The following is a 26525-nucleotide window of genomic DNA, read 5'->3' on the forward strand; positions in this document are numbered from 1 at the left end:
CTACCCCTTGACATCTGCCGCATCTATGGAGAACGTTCTACACACATTTTCCTTCACAGAACAGGAGGACGGGCCGTGAGCGCACCAACCCGTCTACTCGGCGCGGCGATCGGCGCCGTCCTCGCCCTGTCCCTCTCCGGCTGCGGATCCTCCGCCCCGGAGGCGGCCGGCCAGGTCAAGCTGACCCTCTGGCACAACAGCGCGGACCCCGCGCCGCTGCTGGAGATGTACAAGAAGTTCGAGAAGCAGTCCGGCCACAAGATCGAGCTCGTCGCGATCCCGTCCGACGGTTTCGAGGACACCACCCAGACCAAGTGGGCCACCGGCGAGCGCCCGGACATCCTGGAGTACCACGCCACCGTCAGCGGCCTGCTGGCCCTCAACCCCGCCCAGAACCTGCGCGAGCTGACCGGCGAGGCCTACATCGCCAGGTCCGGCGACCTCTACCAGGCCGCCGGCGCGGTCAACGGCAAGGTCTACGCCGCGATCACCGGCTTCCCCCAGGTGTTCGGCCTCTACTACAACAAGAAGCTGCTGCCCGAGCCGCCGAAGACCTTCGCCGACCTGTCCACGGCGTGCGCCACGCTCAAGTCCTCGGGCGTGACGCCGGTCTTCGAGGCGGGCGGCTCGATCTGGCCCACGCAGATCCTGCCCATCCTCTACCTGGCCGGCGCCAACCAGGCCAACGCGTACGGCAAGGCCATCGCCGGCCACACCAGCACGCTGGCCGACCCCGGCTCCCCCTTCGTCGCCGGCCTGACCGCCTACGCCAAGCTCAAGGCCGACGGCTGCTTCAACAAGGACATCGTCACCGCCAAGTTCGAGGACTCCATGAAGGCCCTCGTCAGCGGCGAGGCGGCCATGGTCGCCCAGCACTCCGACATGCTCCCCGCCCTGCTCGCCGCGGCGGGCGGCGACCAGAAGAAGGTGGACGAGACGGTCGGCTTCGTCGGCCTGTCCAGCGACAAGCCGCTGGTCACCTACGCGCCCGGCCCGATCGGCACCTTCTACCTGCCCAAGACCGGCGACGCGGCCCGCGAGAAGGCGGCGCTCGACTTCGTGCGCTTCATGACCGGCCCGGCCTACGCCGAGTACATCACCGCGGCCAAGACCTTCCCGGTGTTCAAGGACGTGCCCGATCCCGAGGGCGTCTCCTCCGTGCTGCAGGACGTCAAGAAGGCCTACGACGGCGGCGCGGTCATCGCCTTCAACTCCGACATCCCCGGCATGGGCGGCCTCGCCCAGCTCATGTCCGAGCTGATCGCCGGGCAGAAGGACCCGCAGAAGGCGGCCGCCCAGCTCCAGGGCCAGGTCGAGCAGGCGGCCAAGGCGGCAGGGCTGCCCGGATGGTGATGCGGAACCGGGCGGGCTGGCTGGTGTGGGCGCTGCCCGCGATCGTGCTGGTCGCGGTCTTCTTCGTCGCCCCGTTCCTGCTCAACGTCCGCTTCGCCTTCTCCTCGTGGACCAGCTTCCGCGCCGAGATCACCTGGAACGGGCTGGAGAACGTCCGCACGCTGATCGACCAGGACCTGCTGGCCAACGCGGTCACCGTGACCGTGACCTACGCGATCCTGTGCATGGCGATCCAGAACACCGTCAGCCTCTCGCTGGCCCTGGCCCTGCAGCGGACCAGCCGGATCAACACTATCTTCCGCTCGGCGTTCTTCCTGCCGACGCTCATCTCGCCGCTGGCCGCCGGCTACATCTGGCGAGGGCTGCTGGCCCCCGACGGGGCGGTCAACTCCTTCCTCGGCCTCGACTGGGCCTGGCTCGGCGAACCGGCCACCGCGCTGGTGGTGGTCGCCTTCATCGACGCGTGGAAGTGGAGCGGGCTGATCACCCTGGTCTACATCGCCGGCCTCAACTCCATCCCCAAGTCGCTGCTGGAGTCGGCGACGGTGGACGGGGCCGGGCCGTGGACCCGGTTCCGCCGGGTGGTCTTCCCGATGCTCGCCCCCGCGCTGACCTTCAACGTCGCGGTCACGCTGGTCGGCGCGCTCAGCGCCTACGACGTCATCGCCGCCACCACCGGCGGCGGGCCCGGCGACCACACGCGGGCGCTGAACGTGGTGATGCGCCAGCAGTGGGGCCAGGGCTTCTTCGGCTCGGCCAGCGCGCTGGGCTTCACCGTGACCCTGCTGGTGATCGTCACCGCCGTGCCCCTGGTGTGGTGGCTGCGGCGCCGGGAGGTGGCCGGATGAGAACGGCCGTGAAGTACATCGCGCTGACGCTGTTCGCGATCCCGTGGGTGCTCGTGCCCGTCTGGCTCGTGGTCGTCAACTCCTTCAAGCCCGCGGGCGAGGCCGCGGAACTCGGGCTCGGCCTGCCCAGGACGTGGGCGATCGCCGAGAACTACGGCATCGTCCTGGACCGGGGCGGCTACCTGGTGGGGCTGCTCAACAGCCTCAAGGTGACCGTGCCGATCGTGCTGGCCGTGGTACTGCTCGGCGCGGCGGCGGCGTGGGCCTTCGGGCGCAGCCGCTCGCGCTGGCTCCAGGCGGCCTACTTCGTGATGGGCCTGTCCATCCTGCTGCCGCCGTCCATCATCCCGACCGTCTACCTGCTGCGCGCCCTGTCCCTGGACGGCGGCTCGCTCGGCTACGTGCTGACGATGACCGGCTGCCGCCTCGGCGTCGTGATCTTCCTGGCGACCGGGTTCGTCCGGGCCTTCCCGCGCGACCTGGAGGACGCCGCCGCCATCGACGGCGCCTCCCGCGCGCAGATCTTCGTCCGCGTCCTGCTGCCGCTGCTGCGGCCGGTGCTGTTCGTCGGCGGCGTCATCCTGATCATCAACGTCTGGAACGACTTCTTCTTCGCCCTCTTCCTGCTCCAGGGCAGCGCGAACGCCACGCTGCCGCTGAGCCTGTTCCAGTTCGCCTCCGGCACCCTGCAGAGCCTGAACTGGAACCTCGTCTTCGCCCACGTCCTGCTCACCACGCTGCCCCTGGTGGCGGTGTACGTCGTCGCGCAGAAGCGCGTCCTGGCCGGTCTCACGGAAGGTGCTCTCAAGGGATGACCACTCACCACATCGCGCTCGACTGGGTCAGGCGCGAGATCAAGGAGGGGCGGCTGCCGTGCGCGGTGTTCGGCGCCGCCACCTCCGGCGGGATCGAGGTGCTGGAGTCCTTCGGCACCCACGACGGCCGAGCGACCAGGGCCGACGACCACTTCGCGCTGTTCTCGGTGACCAAGCCGCTGACCGGGCTGCTGGCCCTGCGCCAGGTCGAGCGCGGGCTGCTGTCGCTGCGCCGCCCGCTGCGTGAGGTCCTGCCGCGCTTCCCCCGGCCCGACGTGACGCTCTGGCACCTGCTCACCCACACCAGCGGCATCGCCGAGCAGACGCTCACCCCCGACGACCTGGTGGAGCACCTGGTGACCGCGCCGTCGATGTTCGAGGCGGGCACCCTCAGCCAGTACTGCAACCTGGCCTTCGCCGGCATCGAGGAGATGCTCCGCGACGTCACCGGGCACAGCCTGGCCGAACTCATCGACTCCGACCTGAACACCCTGGTGCCGGGCGGCGGCCGGATCACCTTCGACCCGGCCTGCGACGCGGCCGAGGTGCACCACCTCGACCTGCTCGGGCCCGGCTTCGACTTCGCGAAGTTCGTCGGGCTCCGCCACCCGGCCGGGGCGCTGTTCTCCCGCGCCGAGGACCTGCTGGCCCTGGGCTCCGCGCTGCTGCGCGGCGACCGCGCGCTCGTCCACCCGACCACGCTGGCCGCCATGACCACGCCGCAGACCACCGGCCTGGTCAAGCTCCAGCCCGATCCGGTCAACGCCGGCCAGGACTGGGGGCTCACCTGGAACCTGCGCCACTCGGCGCCGGGGCTGCTGGAGCGGCGGCTGTACGGCCACGGCGGGGCCTCGGGCTGCCAGTGGTGGATGTACCCGGAGCAGGACGCGTGCTTCGTGCTGCTGATCAACGTCATGGCGCCGAGCGTGTTCGGCGTCGACCTCGACGGCCTGCACAACGCCTTCACCACCGGGCTCGATGCGTGAACCGGAACTCGGGGGTCCAGGTCTCGGGCGCGCAGACGCCCTACATCCGGCCGGCCGTACGGGCCTCGCGGGCCGGGCTGACGTGCGGGCTGGCGGATCCGGTCGGCGTGGACGAGCCGTCGCCCCGGCTGTCGTGGGACGGGCGGGTGGCCGAGGAGGCCGCCGTCACGGTGTCCGCGGACGGGCGTGCGGTGTGGCGGTCGGTCGTGCCGGCCGGGGCCTACGCGGTGGATGTGCCCGATGAGCTGCTGGAACCGCTGGTGCCGTACACCTGGGAGGTGGAGGGGCAGGCGAGCGGCGCGTTCACCACGGGGCTGCGCGGTGAGTGGGACGCGCCGTGGCTGGCGGGCGAGCCGCGGGCGGCGGTGAGCCTGCGCGGCTCCTTCACCCGGCCGGCCGGGCGCGCGTGGCTGGCCGCCACCGCACTGGGCGTCTACCGGGTGCTGCTCAACGGCGTACGGCTCGGCGAGGAGGAGCTGGCGCCGGGCTGGACCGACTACGGGCACCGGACGCGCTACCGGCTGCTGGAGCTCACCGACCTGCTCGCCCCCGGCGCGAACGAGCTGGAGCTGTGGCTGGCTCCCGGCTGGTACGCCGGGCACGTCGCCGGAGGCGGGCCGTTCCGCTACGGCGACCGGCCCGCCGTCAGCGCCCAGGTGCTCGTGCGCGACGACGGCGGCGTCCGGCGCGTGTACGCCACGGACCCGTCCTGGACCCGGCACGACCTCGGCCGCCCGCGCGCCGACCTGATCATGGGCGAGACCGTCCAGGTCCCGCCCCGCTCATCGACCGGCGAGACCGCCACGGAGGCGCCCGCTCCGCCCATCCTCGTGCAGGCCGACCCCGCTCCCCCGGTGCGGGTGATCGGCACAGTGCCGGCCGTCTCGGTGACCGAGCCCGTGCCGGGCGTCCAGGTCGCCGACTTCGGCCGCAACGTCGTCGGCCGCCTCCGCCTGCGCGTGCGGACGCCCGATCCTGTGCGGATCGTCGTCCGGCACGGCGAGGAACTGACCGCCGCCGGCCGGCTCTACACCGACAACCTGCGCTCGGCCGACCAGCGGGACGAGTTCGTGCTCGGCCCCGGCTCGCACGTCGTCGAGCCCGCCTTCACCCTGCACGGCTTCCGCTACGCCGAGCTCACCGGCTGGCCAGGCGCGCTGAATCCCGGCGACCTGGAGGCGGTGCTGCTGTCCTCCGCGCTGCCCGTCACCGGCTCGCTGACCGTGAGCGACCCGGCCGTGCGGCAGCTCGTCGCCAACATCGGCGCCTCCGCCGACGGCAACCTGGTGAGCGTGCCGACCGACTGCCCGCAACGCGACGAGCGCACCGGGTGGACCGCCGACATCTCCGTCTTCGGCTCCACGCTCAGCTTCCTGCGGCACACGCAGGCGTTCCTGTCCGGCTGGGTGACGACGCTGATCGACGGGCAGCGGGCCGACGGCGCCGTCCCGCACGTCGCGCCGGTCCTGCCCGAGTACGGCTACGACTCCCCCGTCTGGTCCGACGCGCTGGTCGAGGTGCCCTGGCTGCTGTGGCGGCGCTACGGCGACGACCGCACGCTGCGCCGCGCCTACGACCCGATGCGCCGGTGGGCCGGCTACTGCCTCGACCAGGCCGAGGACGGCCTGCGGCCGGGCCGGGCCCTGGGCGACTGGCTGGCCCCCGGCACCGTCGAGACGCCCAAAAGTCTCATCGCCACCGCCGCCCTCGCCCGCAGCCTCCGGCTGATCGCGCACGTGGCCGACGTGCTCGGCGAGCCGCACGCCCCCGAGTACGGCGAGGCGTTCACCCGGGTGTCGGGCGCGTTCCAGCGGGCCTTCCTCGCCGGGCCGCGGCTGCACACCGAGACGCAGACCGGCTACGCCGTCGCCCTCGCCTGGGACCTGATCCCGCCCGAGGACCGGGCCGCCTCGGCGCAGGCGCTGGCCGACCTGGTGCGCGCCGACGGGCACCGGCTCATGACCGGCTTCGTCGGCACGCCCCTGCTGCTGCCCGTGCTCTCCGAGACCGGCCACCACGACCTGGCCTGCCGGATCTTCAACCAGGAGGGCTACCCGTCCTGGCGCTACCAGCTCCGGGCCGGGGCGAGCACCATGTGGGAGCGCTGGGACGCCTGGCACCACCGCTACGGCCTGCAGACGCCGGCCATGAACTCCTTCAACCACTACGCCTACGGCTGCGTGGGCGACTGGCTGTTCCGGCACGTCGCGGGCCTGGGCGACGACCCGCGCGGGACCGGCGGCGGCTTCGGCGAGCTGCTCCTGCGCCCCGGCCCCGTCCCGCTCCTCCGCCACGCGCACGCCCGCTACGACAGCGCCTCTGGCCCGGTCGAATCGGGCTGGCGGGCCGGGCCCGACGGCGTGCAGTTCACCTTCTCCGTCCCCGAGGGCGTCAGCGCGCGGGCCGTCCTGCCGGTGCGGGGCGCGTGGGACGGGATGACCGTCAACGGCACCTTCCTGATGGGGCTCAACGAGCAGTTGCCCACCACCCGGCTCCCCGACGGCGGCTGCGCCCTCACCCTGCCGCCGGGCCGCTGGTCGTTCACCGCCCCGGCGGCGGCGACGGCCCACCTGCTCCAGGAGTGGGACGAACTGGGCCGGTGAGGGGCCCGGTGAGGGGCCCGGTGAGGGGCCCGGTCAGGGGCGCGGTGAGGCGCGGTGGGTGGATCCGCGGCGGACCGATTAGTTTGGGACGTCGCGCCGGTCTGCCCACCGACGCTTCCGCACCTGAAGGGACCTCGCCATGGCGAAGATCATATCCACCCTGTTCATCTCGGCCGACGGCGTGGCCGAGATCGACCCGGACTGGCACTTCCCCTACTTCGACGAGAACATGGGGCGGGCCGTCACCGAGGACTACGAGGCCGCCGACGTGCTGCTGCTCGGGCGCGAGACCTACGACAGCTTCGCCGGCGCGTGGCCCGACCGTGAGGCCGGGGGCGGAGAGGACGCGCCGTTCGCCAAGCAGCTCGGGGACATGCGCAAGGTGGTCGCCTCGCGGCAGCCGCTGGAGTTCACCTGGCGCAACTCCGAGCTGATCGACGGCGACCTGCTCGACGCGGCCGCCGCGCTCCGGGCCGACGCAGGGGTGAAGGGCGTGCTCATCCCCGGGTCCATCTCCGTGGTGCAGCAGCTCCTGGCCGCCGGGCTGGTCGACGAGCTCCGCCTGCTGGTGCACCCCGTGGCGGCCCGAAAGGGGCGCAGGCTCTTCGACGAGGGCGCGGAGCCGTACCACCTCAAGGTGACCGCCACCGAGGCCTTCCCGACCGGGGTGATCCGCGTGATCTACACCCCGGCCGCGCCGCCCGCACCGGCCGGCTACGACGAGGTCAAGGACCAGGTCCCGGGCGCCCACCAGGACTGACCCTGGACTCGGGCGGCCCCCACCCAGGGGCGCCGCCCGGACGCACCCACCTCAGGACGAGCCGGCCGCGCGGCGCTCACGTCCTGATGTGCCGGGGTCACCTCATGGCGTGCCGGCCGCGCAGGATCTCCACCCCGTCCCCCTCGAGCTCGTCGCAGTAGGCCATCCGCCCGGTCGTCGCCATGATCAGAGCCAGGGTGGTCCCGGACGCCAACGGCCCCGACCCCGTCGCGAACGGCCCGTCGGTGGCGGCCAGCCGCAGACCCGCGATCCGCCTCCGGGCCGCGACCACCTGATCCGACCCCTGGTAGTACTCGGCCACCAGCGTGAGCGTGCCGATCGGGGAGGCGTTCCGCAGCCCCAGCGGCCCCCGGATGTCCTCGGCGTGCACGACCGCCTCACCCAGCATCGCGATCACCGGCAGCAGCGGCTTCGTCGTGCTCTCAACCACCCGGGCGAACCGGGCGAGCGTCTCCGCCGGACTCGCCCCCAGTTGCTCGGCCAGCCGCATGGCCACCTGCTTGTCGAAGTCGAACCGGCACCGGATCACCCCCGCCAGCCACCGCAAGCTGGTCAGGCTCGCCCCCGCGGTCAGGTGAGCCAGCACCTCCCGCACGCTCAGCCCCTCACACCACGAGGGCGTCGCCCACTGCTCGTCGGTGAGGCCGGCCAGATCCGCGGCCAGGGCGGCCCGCTCGGCATGGACCAGCGGCCACAACTCCGCAGCCTGGGGGCCCTTTGCCGTCGAGCCGGTGGTGGTCAGTCTCTTGTCGGAGTTCACAGATTCCCTCATGGTGCGTCGGGGCGAGCTTGATGGAACAGGTCGGTGTGTTGTGCCCTCTTTGGGCTGGTCAGGTGAGAAGACTCCCATTGAGGGACAAACTCATCGGTGCGGTGTCAGGCGGTGACCCCCTGGGTGCGTCGCAGCGCGAACGGCACCAGCAGGAACGCCACCCCCGCCGCCAGAAACGCCCCGGACCCGACCGCGCCGACCGCCGCCGCGGCCAGCGCGGCCAGCGGTGGTACGGCAGGCTGAGCCAGCCCCCACGACGACCCCTGGAACGCGAACCACCGAGGCCGCTCCTCCTCCGGCGCCGCATCGGCCACCACCGACTGCCACCGCCCGAGCAGTACCCCGTTGACCGCCGTGCAGGCCAGGTAGGCGGCGATGGTGACCTCCGGGCTACTGGTCAGCCCCATGACCACCGCCAGCACGCCGAGTAGCACCGTGCCGCCACCGATGATCGCCCCGTGCGACCGCCCGACGAGGAACCGCCGGGCCACCCACAACGCGCCCGGCGCCACCACCGCCGCACCCGCCAACGTCAGCCCAGGCACCCACGCCGCCACCCCCCGCTCCAGCAGCGCCAGCGGCAGATACATCATCACCGCCAGATACCCCACCGCAAACGCCGTCCCCGCCACCGTCAGCCACACCAACACCCCCGGCGGCCGCCACCACGCACCCTGGCGCACCCCACCCGCGACCCGCCACCGGCCGCCCAGGCGAGCCCTCAGTGAGGGGCGCCACCGCAGCGACGGAGCCGCCGCGATCCCCGAGGCCCGCCCGCCGTCCCGCTGCGCCGCAGGTGAAGGGTGCTGGCGGGCGGCCGGCTCGGTTGACGGTGAGAATGCGCGTGAGGTCGACGGTGGAGGTGAAGGTGCTGGGCTGTTACCCGGCAGCGCGGAGGTCTCGAGGTGCCCCACGGCGGGCCGTTCGCGGGGCAGGCAGGCCAGGGCCACGACGGCGGCGGTCAGGCAGGTGAGGGCGTCGGCCACCACCAGCCAGCGCACCCCCAAGGGCAGCAGCACCGCGGCCAGCAGCCCCGCGACCGCTCCGGCCGCCGACAGCACCACGCCCATCACCGCGTACGTCGCGTGGCGCTGCTCCCCCGAGCTGGCCCGGGCCAGGAGCTCCTGGGTGGCCGGCTCGTAGATCTCGAAGGCCAGCCCGACCAGGGCGACCGCGACGAGCACCTGCGCCGGGCCCTGGGCCATGGCCAGGGTGGCCAGGGCGACGCCGGTCGCGGCGAGCCCGGCGGCCAGGACGGCGCGCGGGGCGAACCGGTCGAGCAGGAACGCTCCCGTCCAGCGTGAGATCAGGGCCATCACGCCGAACAGCACCAGCGCGGCCGGCGCCAGCTCAGGTCCGGCGAGGACCGCCAGGAACGACAGGGCGTAGGCGCCGAGCTGGTTGAGGATCCGCACCCACATCAACGTCCTGGCCGCCGTAGGCAGCGATCTGAGCACGAAGCCCCTTTCCTCGTCCACCGGCCGTCGTTCTGTCCGGCAAGGTGGACAGGCTCGCAGGTGGCACCGACAGTTTCCGAGGCTGGACGAGGTCGGTCGTGGTGGGCAACGCCGGGTGGGTGGTCGGTGGCCGAGCCGACCCGGCGGCCCGGCCACCTCGATCGCCGGGCCGACCGGGTGGCCGCGGCAACGCGGCGGGCGGGCTCCCGCGGTGGCGGCGGTTGACGGGGATCTCGTGGGGCTAGCGGCGACACCCACCTCAGGTGCACGCGGGTGGCGCCGCTGGCGTGCGGATGGCTTCGACCTGACCGCCCGACGGCCCCGCCCGGTTCGAACGGCAGTCGCGGCGGGTCCGCTCGACGGGCTCGAGAGGACCCTGCGGTGGCCGCACCGTGAGTCCGGGGGGCACCGAACAGCGGGGGCGCGGTGGATTCGGGGCCACCGAACAGCGGGCGCGCGGGGGTCGCACAGTGGGCTCGGGGGGTCACGCGAGGCCGGCTGCCGTCAGGGACTGGGCGAGGCGTCGGTGGGCCGAACCGGACGGTGTGCAAGGTCGTTTTGGGGGTGGGGCCGCCGGGTACGCAGGGCATGTTGGTGCAGCTCATCGCGGGGGTGTGAGCGGTGTTGGATTCGTGCTGCGGGCAGAGGCGCGGCTGCCGGACGGCGCGACGTCCGGGATGAGGAGCGCCGCACAGGGGATCGTGTGGATCGGCGTGTTCGTGGGCGTGTGCGTGGCGCCCCTGGCGTTCGCGCTGATCGGCGCGAGCCGTACCGGACAGGGCTTCTGGACCGACTTCTCCGTGGCCCTCGGGTTCGTGGGCCTGGCGCTGATGGGGTTGGAGTTCGCGCTGGTGGCGCGGGTGCGAGCGGTCGCGGAGCCGTTCGGCACGGATGCGGTGGTGCAGTTCCACCGGCAGATCGGCTACGTCGGGCTGAGTTTCGTCGTGGTGCATGTGGCGTTGTCGGGGCCGGGGGTGTTCGGCGCCTTCGGGCTCGCCGAGCTGCCGTGGCGGGCCCGCTTCGCGGTGCTGTCGGTGGTGGCGCTGCTGGTGCTGGCGGTGACGTCGGTGTGGCGGCGGCGGTTGCGGCTGTCGTACGAGGTCTGGCAGGTCGTGCACGCGGTGACGGCGGCGGTCGCGGTCGTCGCGGCGCTGGTGCACGTGCTGCTGGTCGACCACTACCTCGACAGCGCGTGGAAGAAGGCGCTGTGGACGCTGATGACCGCGGCCTTCGTGGGTCTCCTGCTCTGGATCAGGATCCTGCGCCCGTTGAGGCTGCGCCGGCGGCCGTGGTCGGTCGAGCGGGTGATCGCGGAGCGCGGGCGCATCACGGTCCTGGTCCTGCGGCCGCGCGGACACGACGGGCTGCGCTTCGAGCCGGGCCAGTTCGCCTGGATCACCGTGGGCGGCTCGCCGTTCGCGGTGACCGCGCACCCCTTCTCGCTGGCCTCCAGCGCCGAGGAGCACGGCACGCTGAGCGTGGCGGTCAAGGCGCTGGGCGACTTCACCACCGCGGTCGCCGCGACGAAGCCGGGCACGACCGTCTACGTCGACGGCCCGCACGGCGTCTTCTCGATCGACCAGTACGAGGGCCCCGGCTTCTGCCTGATCGCCGGCGGCGTCGGCCTCGTGCCCGCGCTGAGCATGCTCCGCACCATGGCCGACCGCGGCGACCTGCGGCCGGTGGTGCTGCTGTCGGCCCACCCCGACTGGGACAGCATCCCGTTCCGCGAGGAGCTCGACGAGCTGGCCACCCGGTTGAACCTGACCCTCGTGCACGTCCTGGAGCAGCCGCCGCCCGGCTGGAGCGGCGAACGCGGCTACGTCACCGCCGAGACGCTCCGCCGCCACCTGCCCGCGGCCGGCCCGCGCCTGCAGTACTTCGTCTGCGGCCCGAACGCCATGCTCGACGCCATGGAGGCCACGCTGCCGCAGGTGGGCGTGCCGCTCGACCGCATTCACACCGAACGCTTCACCTGGGTCTGAGCCCGGAGGGGAACCATGCGCCACACCTACATGACCCGGATCACGGTCGCCGTCGCGCTGCTGCTCGTCCTCGCCTGCCTGGCCTTCGCCGCGATCCAGAACTGACCGCACCACCGACCGAGCCGAGGAGCACCCATGGCAAAGCCGTCCTACCTGAGCATCGAGATCCTGGACCGTCCGGCCGTCGAGGACCTGATCGGCAAGGTCGGCGACGTCGCCGGCCGGCCCGGCGCGGCCGAGCGGGTCGAGGAGTGGCGTGCCGCGCACGGCGCCGAGCACGCGACCCCGCAGGCCAGCTCGTTCGTCGTCGTCGGCGAGACGCTGATGTTCCTGCACCCGTGCCCGGACGGCGTCGTCCTGCCGTTCGCGGCCTACCCGGACGGCACGGTGAAGGTCTACACCGACCCCGAGCATGCCGGCCTGAGCTTCTACCCCGACGACGAGCCCGCCTAGGGTTCAGAGGGCGTCGCGGAGCTGGGCGCGGGAGACGACGCCCAGCTTGCGGAAGGCGTTGTGCAGGTGGGTGCCGACGGTGCGGTGGGACAGGTAGAGCTGCTCGCCGATCTCGCGGTTGGACAGGCCGGTGGCGGCCAGCTTGGCGATGTGCAGCTCCTGCGGGGTGAGCCGCTCGGCGGTGCTGGGCACGCGCAGGTGGCTGCCCTCGCCGGTGGCGCGCAGTTCCGCGCGGGCCTTCTCGCCCCAGGCCAGCAGGCCGAGCTTGTCGCAGGCGTCACGGGCCGTACGCAGCGGCTCCCTGGCCTCGACGGTCCGGCGCCGGCGGCGCAGCCAGACGCCGTGGGCGAGCGACAGCCGCGCCGCGGCGGTGGGCCAGCCCGACAGGTCCGCGTCGTACGCGGCTCTGAACAGGGCTTCGGCGTCGGCGTCGTCGGCCAGGACGGCTCTGGCGTGCCGCAGGCCGACGTGCAGGTACGGGGAGGGCGTCTGGGCGCCCATCTCCTCCAGCGCGGCGAGAGCCGTGCGGGCCAGGTCCCGGTGCTCGGCCGGCACGGCGGCCTCGGCCAGCTCGCTGATCATCCAGGAGCCCCAGATGGGGTGGTAGGCCGCGTCGCCGGGGTCGAACACCCGCCACAGGTGCGCGAAGGCGGTCGCGTGCTGCCCGCCGCACAACGCGATGACCCCTCGGGCGTACTGGACCTGGGCGAGGTTGGAGGCGATCATGACGCTGCCCAGCACCCGCTCGCTCCGCTCGGCCAGCTCCAGTCCCTGGGCGACGTCCCCGCGCAGCCCGGCGAGGATGGCCAGCACGGACAGGGCCGCCGACTGCCAGCGCGGCTGCTGGGTCTCCCTGGTCAGCCGCTCGCACTCCTCGGCCACCAGCATGGCGCTCGGCCAGTCGCCGCCCAGGACGCGGTTGAGCATCTGCGAGGTCAGCGACTGCGCCAGCACGCCCAGCCGGCCCTGGGCGCGCAGCTCGCCGATCGAGTCCTCGAGGAAGGCGGCCGACAGCTCGTGCGCGCCGATCGTGCTGGCGGCCACGCCCAGCAGCCTGGCCATGGCGCCGTCCAGCCGGGTCTCGCGCAGCCTGGTCAGCCGGCCGATCAGCTCCCCGGCCCGTTCCACCGGCGCCGCGGCGGCCAGCGCCACCAGCAGCTCGGGGTCGTCCTCGTGCCTGGCCAGCCGTTCGGCCAGCGCGATGACCCGGTGGCGGAGCTCGGTGCCCGGGTCGCGCCACCAGCAGCGCAGCGCGGCGGCACGGACGAAGTTGCGCGCCAGGTCCTGTTCCGGCGTGTGCGCCAGCGTCTCGGCGATCGCGATGAGCCGGCGCACCCGTGGCGGGCCCTCGTCGCGGCCCTCCTCGCGCATCTCGTTCAGCCACGCCAGCCGGGCCCGTTCGAGGTCGCCGAGCTGGGCCGGGTCGGTCAGGGCGAGCAGCTCGGCGATCAGCTCGCCGCGGCCCAGCTCGAAGGCGAGCTCGGCGGCGCGCAGCAGGCGGACGGCCCGGTCGGCCGGATGCTCGCTGAGCTCCGCCGCGCGGCGCAGCGCGGTGATGGCCACGGTGAGCGCGCCGCGCCCCCGCGCCCGCAGTGCCACCTGCTCCAGGTCGGCGGCGACGCTCTCGTCGGGCCGGTCGAGCGCGGCGGCCCGATGCCAGGCCCGGCGGTCGGGGTCGGGGGCGTGCACGTCGGCCAGCGACAGGTGGATGACCTGCCGGGCCAGCGGGCCGGCCTTCTGGTAGATCGCCGAGCGCACCAGCGGGTGGCGGAAGCGGATGGCGCGATCGTGCAGCGTCACCAGGCCGAGCTCGATCGCCGGGGCCAGGTCGGCCAGGGAGAGGTCGGCGCGGGCGACCGTACCAGCGGCGGCCAGGGCCTCGCGCAGGTCGTGACCGTCGTTGGCGGCGCAGGCCAGCAGCAACGTCCTGGTACGGCGGGGCAGCTCGGCCAGCCGGGTGGCGAAGGAGCGCTCCAGCCGGGTGGTGAGCGGCAGGAACTCCCCGGAGGGCGGCCCCGGCTCCCGCCCGAGGGCGATCGGCAGCTCCACCAGGGCCAGCGGGTTGCCGGCCGCCTCGGCCAGCACCCGCCAGCGCACCCCGGCGGGCAGCTCGGCCGCCTGGCTGTCCAGCAGCGCCTCCGCCGCCGCCGGGTCGAGCGTGCCCAGGGTCAGCTCGGGCAGGCCGATGTCGTCGAACGTGGTCGCGTGTCCCTCGCGTACGGCCAGGAGCATGCCGATCGGCTCCGACCGCAGCCGCCGGGCGACGAAGGCGAGCACCTCGGTGGTGGGCCGGTCCAGCCACTGCAGGTCCTCCACCACGACCAGCAGGGGCGTGGCCGCCGCGGCCTCGCCGAGCAGGTTCAGTACGGCCAGCGCCACCAGGAAGGGCTGCGGCGCCTGGCCGTCGCCCATGCCGAAGGCGTTGCGAAGCGCGTCGCGCTGGGCGGCGGGCAGTTCGGTGACGGTGGGCAGCATGGGCTGGACCAGGTGGTGCAGCCCGGCGAAGGGCAGGTGCGTCTCGCTCTGCACGCCCGCGACCACGGCGGTCGCGAAGCCGTGGTCGCGAGCGCGCTCCAGTGCCAGGGCGAGCAGCGCCGACTTGCCGATCCCGGCCTCGCCCCGGACCACCAGCGCGTCGCCGTGCTCGGGCAGCGCCGCCACCAGGCGTTCGACCTGGGTGATCTCCCGTTCACGTCCCAGCAGGTCCAACGGCGTCCTTCCTTCGGCCGCGCGAAGGCCGGCCGGACGGGTCGGCCATCGGTCCTCCTCGAAACGCCCTCGGTCATCGGGGTACCGCAGAAGCGAATCTATCGGGCGCCCCGCCGCTGTGGATCACCGCGGGCCGCCCGGAGTCAGGCGTCGCGGCGGCTGATCGCCAGGGTGGCTGCGAGGAGGGCGGCGACGCCGTACCCCGCCAGGATGAGCGCGGCGGTCACGGGCCCGAAGGCGCCCGCGTCGGGGACGGCGGCCAGTTGCCGCGCCAGCGCCGGAATGGTCAGCGAGGCGATCCAGTCGTTCCACGGAGCCGGCAGGAACCGGCCGAGCACGAGCGGCCCGAGCGGGAGCGCGACCAGCACGAGCAGCGCCCCCGGCGTCGAGCGCAGCACCGTCGCCAGGGTCAGGCCCAGCACCGCGGCGACGGCGGCCCCCGCCCCGGTGGTCAGCACCTCGGCCAGGGCGCCGGGTTCGGCGAGCGAGGCGCCGATCGGCCGCCCGGCGACGACGGCCTGCGCGGTGAAGTAGGTGGCGAACGCCAGCGCCTGGCCCGCGACGGCGGCGACGGCGGCCACCACGGCGGCCTTGGCCAGCAGCAGCATCCACCGGCTCCGGACCGTGGTGAGGGTGAGCCGGATCATGCCGGTGGCGTACTCGCCGGAGATGGCGAAGACGCCCAGCAGGCCGAACAGCACCGGCGGCAGGTCGGCGCCGAGGCTCAGGCCCGTGCCGACCGGTTCGCCGCCCCAGCCGCGGCTGTCGTAGTAGCGGGAGATCGAGTAGGCCGAGAACGCCGTGAGCGCGAGGGCCGAGAGCGTGGCGGCCAGGACGTAGGAGGTGGCCCGGAGCGACCGCAGCTTCAGCCACTCCGAGGCGACGAGGTCGATCATCGAGTCAGCTCCATGAAGACGTCTTCCAGGCTCGGTCATCGGGTCAGCTCCATGAACGCCTCTTCCAGGGAGGTGCCGCGGGTCACGAGTTCGTGCACCGCGCACCCGGCGGCCAGGGCGAGGTCGCCGATCGTGGCCGCGCTCAGCCCGCTCACCAGCAGCCCGTCCCCGGCTTCCGGGTCCGGGCGGAGGGTCGCGCCGGCCGCTTCGAGCGCTTGGGCCAGGCGGCCGGCCTGCGGCGAGCGCACCAGCACGCCGCCCTGGTGGCGGGCCAGCAGGGCGGCCGTCGAGGTGTCCTCGATCAGCCGGCCCCGGCCGATGATGACCAGGTGATCGGCGGTGAGCGACATCTCGGTCATCAGGTGGCTCGACAGCAGGACCGTGCGCCCCTCGGCGGCGAGGGACCTGAGCAGGGTCCTGAGCCAGCGGATGCCGTCGGGGTCGAGGCCGTTCACCGGCTCGTCGAGGATGAGCACGCCCGGGTCGCCGAGCAGGGCCGCCGCGATGCCGAGGCGCTGGCGCATGCCCTGGGAGAAGCCGGCGATGCGCCGGCCCGCGACCGCGGTCAGGCCGACCTCCTCCAGCACCGTCTCGACGCGGCGGCGTCCCAGGCCGCCGGCGTACGCCAGCGCGTGCAGGTGGGCGAAGGCGGTGCGCCCGCCCTGCACCTCTGTCGCGTCGAGCATGGCGCCGACCTGGTGCATGGGGTCGCGCAGGTCGCGCTTGCGGACGCCGTTGATCAGCGCCCGGCCGGACGTGGGCGTCTGGAGGCCGAGGATCATGCGCATGGTGGTGGTCTTGCCGGCGCCGTTGTGGCCGAGGAAGCCGGTGACCTGTCCGGGTTCGGCGCGGAAGGTCAGGCCGGACACCACCTGGGCGGAGCCGTACACCTTGGTCAGGTCGAGGACCTCGATCATGTTCCCACCTTCCGGATGGCTTCGCCCGGGCAGCGGGTGCCCGGGGCGGGCAGCGCGCCCGTGGTCAGGTAGGCGTGGACGTGCCGGCGCAGGCAGGTGTTCCGTGCCCAGGCCGCGTGCCCGTCGCCGTGCCACAGGACGCGCGCGGCCGGGAGCCGGCCGGCGACGTGCGCCTGGCCGCGGTGATTGGTGTTGTTGTCGAGCTCGCCGATCACGAACAGCAGCGGCGGCAGGTCGCGGGCGGGCAGCGGGCGCGGCGCCCAGGCCGCGCCCCCGCTCCGTCCCCAGCACCGGCCGAGCTGGAAGCGGCCTTCGAGCCAGCCGACCCGCGGCGCGAGCTGCCGGAGCCGGGACTCGATGCCCTGGAACTGCTCGTAGGTCGGGAGCTCGGGCATGAAGTCGTTGCACAGCGAGTCCTGGCTCACCGATCCGCCGCCCTCGTCGGGGCGCAGTTCGTCGAGGAAGTCGCCGGCGTCGCCGTCGAGGGCCTTGCGGATGGCGGTGGCCAGCTCGGGCCACCGGGCCGGGTTCAGGCCCTTGATCGCGCCGGCGTGGAGCTGTCCTTCGTGGACCGTACGGCCGGCCGAGGCGGGCAGGGGCGCGCGGCGCGCCCGCGCGACGAGCTCGTCCCACGCCCGGCCCGCGTCCGTGCCGCGCAGGTCGCAGCCGGTACGGCCGGCGCACCAGTCGCGGAAGCGGGTGAGCTGGCGTTCCTGGGTGAGCGCGGCGTCACGCACCCACGACTCGAACTCCGGGCGGGTGTGGTCGGCGGTGCCGTCGAAGGACATCCGGCCCACCCGCCGCGGGAACAGCTCCAGGTAGGCCTGCGCGTACACGGTGCCGTAGGAGTTGCCCGCGTAGACGAGCTTGTCCTGGGCGAGCGCGGCGCGCAGGGCGTCGAGGTCGTGGGCGACGTTCCACGCCGTCAGCCCGCGCCAGGCCGATCCGGCGCTCGCGCGGCAGCTCGCCTGGTGGGCGGCGTTCCTGGCGGCGTGCGCGTCCCAGTCCTGCTTCGTCCGGGCCACCAGCAGGCCGTAGACGGAGGCGTCGGGTTCGGCGCAGCTCACCTGCTTGCCGCCGCCGGGCTCGGACAGGCCGCGCGGGTCGAGGGCGACGACGTCGAAGTCGCGCCGCAGCTCGGCGAGCAGGCCCGGCAGTTCCGGCTGGGCGTCGGCGTGGGTCTTGCGCCTGAGCAGGGCGGTGCTGGTGCCCGGGCCGCCGAAGTTGACGACCAGCGGGCCGCGGCTCTTGCCCGTCGCGGGCAGTTTGGCCACGTGCACCGCGGTCCTGGGGCCGGCGGGGTCGGCCCAGTCGACCGGGACGACCAGCTCGGCGCACCGCAGGCCGTCGCCGCAGTCCTTCCACACCAGGCCGGACGGCTGCCGCGCCGAGGCCAGCGCGATCCCGCCGAGCGGTACGGCGAGGCAGGCCGCCACGCCCAGGGCGATGAGTCTGGGTCGGTTCATACCGCCAACGATCCGCGACCGGGCCGCCGGGCACATCGGAGCCGGATCCGATCTCCGGCCTCGGACCACGGTCGTACGGCAGGCGCCCCCGAGCCAGGTCTACGACCCTGGTCCGACGGCCCGCGCGCCGATCCCTCCCGGGCGGTTCCTCGCTAACGTCGAGATGTGAACCTGCTCGCCCGGCGGCCTCCCGCGTGGCTGCTCATCCTGGCCGACGCCGTGCTCGCGGTGCTGCTCGTGGTGGTGTCCACGACCGGCTCGGCGGAGCCGGACCTGAGCCCCACGGCGACCGTGCTCTGCTGGCTGCTCGCGCTGAGCGTGGCGGTGCGCCGGATCTGGCCGGAGCCCGCCTACTACGGCGCGCTCCTGATCGGCCTGGCCGTCCTCGCGCTGGAGGCCAACCGGCTGCTGCCGACCGCGGCCCTCGCGCTGGCCGTCTACCCGGTCGCGACCGGCCGTCCGGTGCGGCGCTCGGCCATCGCCCTGGCGGCCGGCCTGCTCGGCAACGGCGGCGCCCTGCTGCTCTCCACGGCCGGCCGGACCACGACCTCGAACGGCTGGCCCGACCCGGTGTTCGTCCTGGCCACGAGCTGGCTGATCCTCGGCGCGAGCTGGAGCCTCGGTACGGCGGCGCGGACCCGCAGGGAGTTCGCCGCCCGCGAGGCCCGGCGGCAGGCCGAGCAGGCGGCGGCCGACGAACGCCTGCGGATCGCCCGCGAGCTGCACGACGTCGTCGCCCACTCGCTGAGCCTGATCACCGTCAAGGCCGGGGTGGCCGTCAAGGTCCTGGACAAGCACCCGGACGAAGGGCGCAAGGCGCTGGTGGCCATCGAGGAGATCGGGCGCGGCTCGCTCACCGAGATGCGGCAGTTCCTCGGCGCGCTGCGCGCACCCGGGAGTGAGGTCGAGACGATGCCGCTCCCCCGGCTGGCCGACCTGCCGTCGCTGGCCGAGCGGGCGGCCGAGGCTGGGGTGCGGGTGGAGCTGTCCGTGGACGGCGGCGTGCCCGAGAGCATGGGCCCGGCGGTCTACCGCATCGTGCAGGAGGCGATCACCAACGTCGTCAAGCACGCCGCCCCCGCGCGGTGCCAGGTCGGGGTGTCGGCCGACAATGGACGGGTGCGGATCTCCATCGTCGACGACGGCGCCCGCCGGCGGACGCGGCCCGGTCCGACGGGCGGGCATGGGCTGGCGGGCATGCGCGAGCGCGCCCTGCAGTACGGCGGCGACTTCGAGGCCGGGCCGCTCCCCGGCGGCCGCGGCTTCGCCGTACACACCTCCTGGGACCTGCCATGACCGACCACCCCGCCTGCTGGGAGTTGCCGTGATCCGGGTGCTGATCGCCGACGACCAGGCCCTCCTGCGCGGCACCTTCCGCCTGCTCATCGACTCCGAGGACGACCTCACCGTGGTCGGCGAGGCGAGCGACGGACGCGAGGCGGTCGAGCTCACCCGCACCGAGTCCCCCGACGTGGTCCTCATGGACGTCCGCATGCCCGAGATGGACGGCATCGCCGCCACCAGGGAGATCGCCGCCGACACCCGGGTGCTCATCCTGACCACCTTCGACCTCGACGAGTACGTCTACTCCGCGCTAAGGGCCGGCGCCAGCGGCTTCCTGCTCAAGGACACCCCGCCGGACGACCTCCTGCACGGCATCCGGGTGGTGGCCTCGGGCGAGACGCTGCTCGCGCCGGCCGTCACCACCCGGCTCATCGCCGAGTTCGTCCGGCGCCCGGCCCAGCAGCCGGTCCGCGGGCTCGACACCCTGACCGACCGGGAGCGCGAGGTGCTCACCCTCATCGCGCACGGCCTGTCCAACGCCGAGCTCAGCGAGCACCTCCAGGTGAGCGCGGGGACGGTGAAGACGCACATCGGCCACCTGCTGGCCAAGCTCAACGCCCGCGACCGCGCCCAGCTCGTCATCGCCGCCTACGAGGGGCGGCTGGTCACCCCGCGTTAGCGGGGCGTCCGACGTGGTCGAGGACGGCCTCGGCGAGCAGGCCGTCGAGACAGGCCGGCAGGGTGTGGCCCATGCCGTCGACCATGACCAGCGTGGCGCCGGGGAGGGCGTCAGCGACGGCCCGGCCGTGCTCGGGCGGGAACATCGGGTCCTCGCTCCCGTGGATCACCAACGCAGGCGGCCGATCACCCGCCCCGCCGCCGGCCCCGCCCATCGCGTCGAAGCCGGCCGCCCCCGCGAGCGAATGGTTCACCGCCGCCGACAGGTCGCGGGCACGCGCGTGCACCCTGGCCTCCAGCCTGCCGTACTCCTCCTCGGGAAAGGGCAGCACGCCCCCGTGCAGGACCCGCCAGAGCGGCCGGCGGGCGGCGAGGTAGTCGGCGGCGCTCGCGCCGGCCGGCGGCAGCGAGGCGGCGAGCGCGGACAGGACCGCGAGGCTGGGCGGCGGCAGCATCCCGGGCAGCGGCTCCAGCCCGGCGAGCGCACGCTCGACCGCGGCCCCGGTGTCGGCGCCGAGCGGCGTGGAGGAGATGACGGTCTGGGTGCGCACCCGGTGCGGGTGGGTGCGGGCCAGGTGCTGGACCAGCAGGCCGCCCAGGGAGACGCCGACGAGGTGGGCGCGCTCGACGGCGAAGGCGTCCAGGACGGCGAGCGCGTCGGAGGCCACGTCGGCGACAGTGTACGGGCTGGTGGCGAAGTCGACCGTGGAGGAGCGGCCGGTGTCGCGGTGGTCGTAGCGGATCACGTGGTGCCCGGCGGCGGCCAGCCGGGCGATGAGCCCGTCGTTCCACTGCACGCCCTGGGCGCCCGCGCCCATCACCAGGAGGATGGCGGGGTCGCGCGGGTCGCCGAAGCCTTCGGCCCAGAGCGTGAGGTCGCCGGCGGGCACGAGCCGCTCGACGCCGGAGAGGTAGTCATTTTCCTGCATGGTCGTTCAAGATAATGACGACCTGACCGACCGGCCACCGGTTTTCCGAGTTGGAGGTCGCCGCCCGCACCGGGCACCCTGGTTCCCATGGCCGGAGTCAAGGGGCAGGTGCAGAAGCGCGGCGTGGAGCGGCGGCGCGCCATGGTCGACGCGGCGATCGAGCTGTTCGCCCGGCAGGGCGTGCGCGGCACGGGCGTGGCCGCGGTCGCCGAGCGCGCCGGGGTGACCCCCTCGGCGCTGATCCATCACTTCGGCAGCAAGGACGGGCTGGTCCAGGCCGTTCTGGAGGAGGCCGACCGGCGCGCGCTCGACCGGCTGGAGGCCTGGCCGGGGGCCGAGCCGACGCTGGAGCAGGCGGTCGAGTGGTTCGTCCGCGACGCGGCCCACACCGCCGCCGAGGCGCGCGACCTGGCCGCCCTGCACGCCGGCCTCCTGGCCGAGAACCTGGAGCCAGGCGGGTCGCTGCACACCTGGTTCCGGGAGCGCGGGCGGGTGCTGCGCGACCGGCTCACCGCGCTGTTCGAGCGGGCCTCGGCCGAGGACGCCGCGACGCTGGCGACGGAGACCGCCGCCTTCCTGGAGGGCGTCCACCTGCTGTGGCTGCTGGATCCGGAGCGGGTGGACCTGGTCGCCGTCCACCGCGGGTACTTCGCCGGCCTCGAACTCCGGCTGGCCGGTCAGCGCCGGTAGAAGGTCTCGATGGGCAGGCGCGCCTCCTCGAACAGCGCCGGGCCCTCCTGCTCCACCGTCGGCCAGCTCGACCCCGGGTTGAGCTCGACGAGCTGCTCGGTCGAGAGCGCGTACACGACCCGCCCGAGCCCGGAGCGGACGATGCCGCCGGTGCACATGCCGCAGGGCTGGCAACTGGTGTACATCGTGGTCTGCGCGGCGACGTCCGGGTCGAGCTCGCGGGCGGCCCAGCGGGCGAGCTTGAGCTCGGGGTGCGCGCTGATGTCGTCGTCCCGCCGTACCGTGTTGTGCTCCTCGGCCAGGATCTCGCCGTCCGGCCCGGCCAGGAGCGAGCCGTAGGGCGCGTCGCCCAGGGTGACGGCGTGCGCCGCGATCTCGATGGCGCGGCGCAGCAGCCGCTCGTCGGCGGGTGTGATCATCAGCGGGTCCTCCAAAGGTGAGCCGGCGCTCGCCATCGTAGAGATCGACCGCTCCCGGGCCACCACCGGGCTGGACCAGACCGGGATCAGACGACGGCGACGGCGTCGAGCTCGACGAGGAAGCCCGGCCCGAGGCCGGCCACGGAGTGGACGGTGATCGCGGGCGGCGGGTCGTTGCGGTTCCAGACCTCCTGGAAGGCGGCCACCCCCTCGTCGAAGGTGTGCCCCGCCACCACGGCGATGCGCCAGTGCACGATGTTCGCCAGGGTCGCACCCTCGCTCTCCAGCAGCGTGGCGAGGTTGCGGAAGATCTGCCGGGCCTGCTCGCCGACGGTGGGCCCGACGACCTTGCCGTCGGCGTCGACGCCGTTCTGCCCGCCGATGTAGATCGTCTTGGCCGGCTGCTCCACGACGACCGCCTGGCTGAAGGCGGGGCTGCGGTGGAGTCCTTCGGGGTTGATGTGCCGGACGCCCATGCGTTCCTCCTCGAATCATGAAACCGGTTCAACTGGTTTCGCTTCCGACACCAGTTATAGTGGTGTCATGCGAGGAAACGCAACCGGACGGGTCCTGCACGACCCCAGGGGCGGCTCGTTCCGGTTCGACGCCGGAGCGGTCTGCCTGGACTTCGCCCACACCGGCGGCGAGGGCGACTACGCGGTCTTCGAGACCCTGCACGAGCCCGCCGACCTGGTCCGCTGGCTCGCGGAGCCGCCGCTCTCCGTGGTGCTGACGGCTCCCGTGACCGCCGCCGACCTCGCCGAGGCCAAGACACTGCGCCAGGCGATCTGGGAGGCCGCCCACGCCCGCGCCGACCAGCGCCCCCTGCCCGGCGCGGCGGTCGCCGCCCTCAACCGGGCCGCCGCCGGCCCGCCCCTGGTCCCCCAACTCGCCGCCGACGGCGTCACGGCCCGCTGGGCCGACCCGGTCCGCCCGGCCCAGGTGCTGTCGGCCCTGGCCAGGGAGATGATCGACCTGCTGTCCGGGCCGCTCTCCGGACGCATCCGCGAGTGCGCGAGCGACACCTGCCCGCTGGTCTTCGTCGACACCTCCCGGCCGGGCGCCCGCCGCTGGTGCGCGATGGAACGCTGCGGAAACCGCCACAAACTCCGCGCCCACCGCGCTCGCCAGAGCGCGGACCCGTGCTAAGGTCATCGCGAAAAGACGAGAGAAGAAGGAGGTGGCAGTCGCATGTTCGCCCAGATTTCGCGCTCCCACCTCGTCACCGTCTGACGGGGAGCGCTCCTTCCTTCAGGAGACACCGTGTTGTTCCGTTCACTCGCCTCATCTGATGAATTCCCCCTTTTCGACACCTTCGCCCTGCCCGCCTCCGGCGTCGGCGCGCGGATGAAGCCCTTCGCCCAGCTCGCCGCCGAAGGCGACTACCGGCCGGAATGGCTGTGGCTCGCGCTCGACGGTGACCGGCCGGCCGCCCGTGCCGCCTTCTGGGGGCCGGCCGACGCCGCCCACCCGATGAGCGTCGACTTCTTCGACTTCGACGACGTCGACACCGGCGCCGCGCTGCTCCGGGCCGCCTACGAGGCGCTGGTCCCGGCCGGCTACCACCACCCGCTCGGCAACGAGCGGCCCGACTACCACCTGTTCCTGCCCGCCGACTGGCGCGAGCGGCCGGACGCGCTGCGGGACGCCCGTCAGCGGATGGACGCCGCGGAGAAGGCCGGGCTGCACTTCCACGTCGAGCGGCTCAACCTGCGCTGGGAGGCGGAGTACGGCCTGCCCGCCCGCACCGGCCGGCTCACGCTGGAGCCCGTCACCGACGACGAGGTGCTGCTCGCCCTGCTGGAGGAGATCATCACCGGCAGCCTCGACGCCTGGGACCAGGAGTCGCTCACCAAGATGTCGCTGCGTGAGGCCGCGAACGAGGCCCTCACCGGCATCGCGGGCATGCCCGGCGGCCGCGACCGCTGGCGGCTGGGCTACAACGAGGCGGGCGAACTGGTGGGCATGGTGATGCCGACCAAGAACGTCCACTTCGCCACGCACGGCTACATCGGCGTCGCCGGCCCCCACCGGGGCCGGGGCTATGCCTACGACCTGCTGGTGGAGTCGATGCACCGCTTCGCCGCGGAGGGCGAGCAGGTGATCACCGACAACACCGACGTGGGCAACCACCCGATGGCCGCGACCTTCGACCGGGCCGGTTTCCGGATCGCGGGCCGCCGGGTCATCTTCAAGTAACCCCCGGCCGCTGCCTCCGCCTCCCAGGGCGGGGGCGGCGGCTTTCTCACACCTTCTGGACGTGCGTGGTGCCGGCGTCGAGGGGCGTGCCGTCGGCGGCGGCCGGGGTGAGGTCGGGCACCCGCACCGAGTGCTCGTCGACCAGGATCGAGTACGGCTCGCCCGGCTCGAAGGCGTGCCGCTCCCCCCACTGGCGCAGGGTGAGGAGCACCGGGAACAGGTCACGGCCCCGGTCGGTGAGCACGTACTCCAGCCGGCGGCCCGAGGAGGCGGCCCGCTGGGCGAGGATCCCGTGCGCGCCGAGCCTCCGGAGCCGATCGCTGAGGATGTTGCGCGCGATGCCGGTCCGCCGCTGGAACTCGGTGAAGGTCCGCGCCCCGTCCATCGCGTCCCGGACGACCAGCAGGCTCCAGCGGTCGCCAACGAGGTCGAGGGTGCGGGCGACCGGGCACTCGGGGTCGGTCCAGGCGGGATCCGGTACGCGCGGCATGACGCCTCCCGATGAGTTGCGAAGTGAAACCATCATGCCCTACGGTCCGATTGGTTGCATTTTGAAACTCATCTAATTGGAGGCGCGATGGACGGCCGGCGAAGGTGGTTGCTCGCGATCGTGTGCGGGGTGGCGGTGGCCGGCGTGTACGCCGCCCAGCCGGTGCTGATCCCGATGGGAGCCGCCCTCGGCGTGCCGGCGCAGCATCTGGGGTGGATCGTCTCGGTGGGCCAGGTCGGCTACCTGGCCGGGCTGGTGCTGCTGGTGCCGCTCGGGGACGTGGTGGCCAGCAGGCGCCGGCTCATCGCGGTCCACCTGGCGATCACCGCGGCGGGCCTCGGGCTGACCGCCGCGGCGTCCGCCGCGTGGATGGCCTTCGCGGGGCTGGCGCTGGCCGGGATGTTCGCGGTCGTGGTGCAGACGACGGTGGCCTACGCGGCGTCGACCTCGCCCCCTGCCGAACGCGGGCGGACCATCGGCGTGGTGACCTCGGGCGTGGTGGCCGGCATCCTGGGCGCGCGGGTGGTCACCGGGGTGCTCGCCGAGCAGTTCGGCTGGCGCAGTGTCTACGCCCTGCTCGGGGTGGTGTCGCTCGGGCTCGCCGCCCTCGTCGTGCGGGCTCTGCCGGACGAGAGGCGCGCCCGTACGGCGGGGCGTCGGCAGGCCGTGGCGGCGCTCGGGAACCGGCTCTTCCTCACGCGCGGCCTCATCGCGTTCTTCCTGTTCGCCTCGTTCGGGACCCTGTGGAGCGGGCTGTCCCTGCCGCTGGCCGGCGAGCCGTGGCGGCTGAGCGAGAGCCAGATCGGCCTGTTCGGCCTCGCCGGCCTGGTCGGCGCGCTGGGCGCGGCGCGGGCGGGGCGGTGGGCGGACGCGGGCCGGGCAGGGCCGGTGAGCGGGCTCGCGCTGGCGCTGCTCATCGCCTCGTGGGCCGCGACCGCCCAGCTCTCCTGGTCGCTTGGGCTGCTCGTCGCAGGCGTCGTGCTGCTCGACTTCGCGGTCCAGGTCGTGCACGTGAGCAACCAGCACGCGCTGACCGCCGCCTGGCCCGAGCGCGCCGGCGGGGTCATCGGCGGGTACATGGTCTTCTACTCCCTCGGCTCCGCTCTCGGCGCGGTCGCCACCACCTCCGTCTTCGCCGCCCACGGGTGGACCGGGTCCAGCCTGCTCGGCGCCGGGTTCGCGGCCTGCGCGCTGCTCGTCTGGGCCGGCGACCGGCGGCGCCCCGCGGCCTTCGCCCCTGCCGGGCGGGACAGGGCGGCAAGGCGCGAACGATGATCCTTGCGAGCTTCCCAGCGATCGTTCAGCGTAGGCTGTTCGCTGTCATAACGCTGCTCCTGGACTAGCAAGGTGTTCATGTCGTCGGTGTCGTTCACATGCTCGCGCGAGGCTGAGGTCACGGTCCTGGCCGTCACCGGCGAGGTCGACGCGACCAACGTCGGACAACTCACCGAAGCCCTGCAGGACTGCCCGGAGGGCAAGCCGCTCATCCTGGACCTCAGCGGTCTGGACTTCATGGACAGTTCGGGGCTGAACGCCCTGGTCATCGCGCGCCGGACGATCGAGGACCAGGCGGGCGGCCACCTGTTCTTCACCGGGTTGCAGGGCGCGCCGTACCGGCTGTTCACGATCACCGGGCTGATGAAGCACGTCCGCGTGTACGACAGCGTCGAGGCGGCCCGGCAGGCGTACGAGCGCGGGGTGGCGTGACCCGCCGGGACCGACTCGGAGCAACCTCGGCCGGTGCCCTTCCAAAGTGGGCGATGGCGGCTTACCTTCCGCTCAGTGCCCTATCGGA

At 73.5% G+C, this 26525-nt stretch carries 25 protein-coding genes; 15 read left to right on the top strand and 10 right to left on the bottom strand.

The features are described from left to right. Positions 1 to 75: 75 nt before the first annotated feature. The 6 genes from ACIBG7_RS41280 (at position 76) to ACIBG7_RS41305 (ending at position 7365) form a co-directional block, all read left to right on the top strand. Positions 76 to 1353 carry an ABC transporter substrate-binding protein gene (locus ACIBG7_RS41280; protein WP_397339803.1) on the top strand — a complete coding sequence of 426 codons (1278 nt, stop codon included), beginning with the start codon at positions 76 to 78 and terminating at the stop codon, positions 1351 to 1353. Further along, positions 1347 to 2201, top strand: a complete 855-nt coding sequence (locus ACIBG7_RS41285) for a sugar ABC transporter permease (RefSeq protein ID WP_357935827.1) — start codon at positions 1347 to 1349, stop codon at positions 2199 to 2201. The genes ACIBG7_RS41280 and ACIBG7_RS41285 overlap by 7 nt, the downstream gene beginning before the upstream one ends. Further along, positions 2198 to 3016, top strand: coding sequence for a carbohydrate ABC transporter permease (locus tag ACIBG7_RS41290; protein ID WP_357935824.1), 819 nt, complete (start codon positions 2198 to 2200; stop codon positions 3014 to 3016). The genes ACIBG7_RS41285 and ACIBG7_RS41290 overlap by 4 nt, the downstream gene beginning before the upstream one ends. Further along, positions 3013 to 4002, top strand: coding sequence for a serine hydrolase domain-containing protein (locus ACIBG7_RS41295; RefSeq protein ID WP_397339804.1), 990 nt, complete (start codon positions 3013 to 3015; stop codon positions 4000 to 4002). The genes ACIBG7_RS41290 and ACIBG7_RS41295 overlap by 4 nt, the downstream gene beginning before the upstream one ends. Continuing rightward, positions 3999 to 6605: a family 78 glycoside hydrolase catalytic domain gene (locus ACIBG7_RS41300; RefSeq protein WP_397339805.1), complete on the top strand. Its 2607-nt coding sequence runs from the start codon at positions 3999 to 4001 to the stop codon at positions 6603 to 6605. The genes ACIBG7_RS41295 and ACIBG7_RS41300 overlap by 4 nt, the downstream gene beginning before the upstream one ends. A gap of 139 nt (positions 6606 to 6744) precedes the next feature. Further along, positions 6745 to 7365: a dihydrofolate reductase family protein gene (locus ACIBG7_RS41305; RefSeq protein ID WP_357935815.1), complete on the top strand. Its 621-nt coding sequence runs from the start codon at positions 6745 to 6747 to the stop codon at positions 7363 to 7365. 97 nt (positions 7366 to 7462) lie between these two features. Here the strand turns inward: ACIBG7_RS41305 and ACIBG7_RS41310 are convergent, their stop codons facing one another. Together ACIBG7_RS41310 and ACIBG7_RS41315 are read right to left on the bottom strand one after the other, a co-directional pair. Next, positions 7463 to 8146: a maleylpyruvate isomerase family mycothiol-dependent enzyme gene (locus tag ACIBG7_RS41310; RefSeq protein WP_397339806.1), complete on the bottom strand. Its 684-nt coding sequence runs from the start codon at positions 8144 to 8146 to the stop codon at positions 7463 to 7465. Between the two features lie 116 nt (positions 8147 to 8262). Next, the gene (locus ACIBG7_RS41315; RefSeq protein WP_397339807.1) at positions 8263 to 9615 is read right to left on the bottom strand and encodes an MFS transporter; all 1353 of its coding nucleotides are present in this window, start codon (positions 9613 to 9615) and stop codon (positions 8263 to 8265) included. 614 nt (positions 9616 to 10229) lie between these two features. Between ACIBG7_RS41315 and ACIBG7_RS41320 the strand changes: the two genes are divergently transcribed. Then, positions 10230 to 11600 carry a ferric reductase-like transmembrane domain-containing protein gene (locus tag ACIBG7_RS41320; protein ID WP_397339808.1) on the top strand — a complete coding sequence of 457 codons (1371 nt, stop codon included), beginning with the start codon at positions 10230 to 10232 and terminating at the stop codon, positions 11598 to 11600. 135 nt (positions 11601 to 11735) lie between these two features. Continuing rightward, complete coding sequence (locus tag ACIBG7_RS41325) at positions 11736 to 12053, top strand: hypothetical protein (RefSeq protein ID WP_397339809.1); 318 nt, start codon at positions 11736 to 11738, stop codon at positions 12051 to 12053. A 3-nt stretch (positions 12054 to 12056) separates the two neighbouring features. Here ACIBG7_RS41325 and ACIBG7_RS41330 read toward each other — a convergent pair whose 3' ends face one another. From ACIBG7_RS41330 to ACIBG7_RS41345, 4 genes are all read right to left on the bottom strand, one after another. Next, positions 12057 to 14762, bottom strand: a complete 2706-nt coding sequence (locus ACIBG7_RS41330) for an ATP-binding protein (RefSeq protein WP_397339810.1) — start codon at positions 14760 to 14762, stop codon at positions 12057 to 12059. 143 nt (positions 14763 to 14905) lie between these two features. After that, positions 14906 to 15658 carry an ABC transporter permease gene (locus ACIBG7_RS41335; protein WP_397339811.1) on the bottom strand — a complete coding sequence of 251 codons (753 nt, stop codon included), beginning with the start codon at positions 15656 to 15658 and terminating at the stop codon, positions 14906 to 14908. Positions 15659 to 15693: 35 nt separating this feature from the next. Further along, the gene (locus tag ACIBG7_RS41340) at positions 15694 to 16575 is read right to left on the bottom strand and encodes an ABC transporter ATP-binding protein (RefSeq protein WP_397339812.1); all 882 of its coding nucleotides are present in this window, start codon (positions 16573 to 16575) and stop codon (positions 15694 to 15696) included. Next, entirely contained in the window at positions 16572 to 18041 is a 1470-nt protein-coding gene (locus ACIBG7_RS41345) for an alpha/beta fold hydrolase (protein WP_397339813.1), read from the bottom strand. The genes ACIBG7_RS41340 and ACIBG7_RS41345 overlap by 4 nt, the downstream gene beginning before the upstream one ends. 165 nt (positions 18042 to 18206) lie before the next feature. Here ACIBG7_RS41345 and ACIBG7_RS41350 point away from each other — a divergent pair, with 165 nt between their 5' ends. Beyond that, positions 18207 to 19337: a sensor histidine kinase gene (locus ACIBG7_RS41350; RefSeq protein ID WP_397339814.1), complete on the top strand. Its 1131-nt coding sequence runs from the start codon at positions 18207 to 18209 to the stop codon at positions 19335 to 19337. A 28-nt stretch (positions 19338 to 19365) separates the two neighbouring features. After that, positions 19366 to 20004 carry a response regulator gene (locus ACIBG7_RS41355; RefSeq protein WP_397339815.1) on the top strand — a complete coding sequence of 213 codons (639 nt, stop codon included), beginning with the start codon at positions 19366 to 19368 and terminating at the stop codon, positions 20002 to 20004. Here the strand turns inward: ACIBG7_RS41355 and ACIBG7_RS41360 are convergent. Next, positions 19991 to 20932 (bottom strand): alpha/beta fold hydrolase, encoded by a 942-nt coding sequence (locus ACIBG7_RS41360; RefSeq protein ID WP_397339816.1) that lies wholly within the window; start codon positions 20930 to 20932, stop codon positions 19991 to 19993. The two genes, ACIBG7_RS41355 and ACIBG7_RS41360, sit on opposite strands and share 14 nt — an antisense overlap. Positions 20933 to 21019: 87 nt before the next feature. Here ACIBG7_RS41360 and ACIBG7_RS41365 point away from each other — a divergent pair, with 87 nt between their 5' ends. Then, positions 21020 to 21622, top strand: a complete 603-nt coding sequence (locus tag ACIBG7_RS41365; RefSeq protein WP_357935783.1) for a helix-turn-helix domain-containing protein — start codon at positions 21020 to 21022, stop codon at positions 21620 to 21622. Here the strand turns inward: ACIBG7_RS41365 and ACIBG7_RS41370 are convergent. Together ACIBG7_RS41370 and ACIBG7_RS41375 are read right to left on the bottom strand one after the other, a co-directional pair. Then, positions 21610 to 22041 carry a nucleoside deaminase gene (locus ACIBG7_RS41370; protein WP_397339817.1) on the bottom strand — a complete coding sequence of 144 codons (432 nt, stop codon included), beginning with the start codon at positions 22039 to 22041 and terminating at the stop codon, positions 21610 to 21612. The two genes, ACIBG7_RS41365 and ACIBG7_RS41370, sit on opposite strands and share 13 nt — an antisense overlap. A gap of 86 nt (positions 22042 to 22127) precedes the next feature. Continuing rightward, positions 22128 to 22517, bottom strand: a complete 390-nt coding sequence (locus tag ACIBG7_RS41375) for a RidA family protein (protein ID WP_397339818.1) — start codon at positions 22515 to 22517, stop codon at positions 22128 to 22130. A 67-nt stretch (positions 22518 to 22584) separates the two neighbouring features. Between ACIBG7_RS41375 and ACIBG7_RS41380 the strand changes: the two genes are divergently transcribed. Beyond that, positions 22585 to 23190: an ABATE domain-containing protein gene (locus ACIBG7_RS41380; RefSeq protein WP_357935776.1), complete on the top strand. Its 606-nt coding sequence runs from the start codon at positions 22585 to 22587 to the stop codon at positions 23188 to 23190. 114 nt (positions 23191 to 23304) lie between these two features. Further along, positions 23305 to 24240, top strand: coding sequence for a GNAT family N-acetyltransferase (locus ACIBG7_RS41385; protein ID WP_397339819.1), 936 nt, complete (start codon positions 23305 to 23307; stop codon positions 24238 to 24240). A gap of 46 nt (positions 24241 to 24286) precedes the next feature. Here the strand turns inward: ACIBG7_RS41385 and ACIBG7_RS41390 are convergent, their stop codons facing one another. Beyond that, positions 24287 to 24730 (bottom strand): helix-turn-helix domain-containing protein, encoded by a 444-nt coding sequence (locus tag ACIBG7_RS41390; protein ID WP_357935770.1) that lies wholly within the window; start codon positions 24728 to 24730, stop codon positions 24287 to 24289. Between the two features lie 87 nt (positions 24731 to 24817). Here ACIBG7_RS41390 and ACIBG7_RS41395 point away from each other — a divergent pair, with 87 nt between their 5' ends. Together ACIBG7_RS41395 and ACIBG7_RS41400 are read left to right on the top strand one after the other, a co-directional pair. Then, the gene (locus tag ACIBG7_RS41395; RefSeq protein WP_357935767.1) at positions 24818 to 26005 is read left to right on the top strand and encodes an MFS transporter; all 1188 of its coding nucleotides are present in this window, start codon (positions 24818 to 24820) and stop codon (positions 26003 to 26005) included. An 87-nt stretch (positions 26006 to 26092) separates the two neighbouring features. Continuing rightward, the gene (locus tag ACIBG7_RS41400; RefSeq protein ID WP_357935764.1) at positions 26093 to 26437 is read left to right on the top strand and encodes an STAS domain-containing protein; all 345 of its coding nucleotides are present in this window, start codon (positions 26093 to 26095) and stop codon (positions 26435 to 26437) included. Positions 26438 to 26525: the final 88 nt, after the last annotated feature.

The organism is Nonomuraea sp. NPDC050328, assembly GCF_044459405.1.
GTDB lineage: Bacteria > Actinomycetota > Actinomycetes > Streptosporangiales > Streptosporangiaceae > Nonomuraea.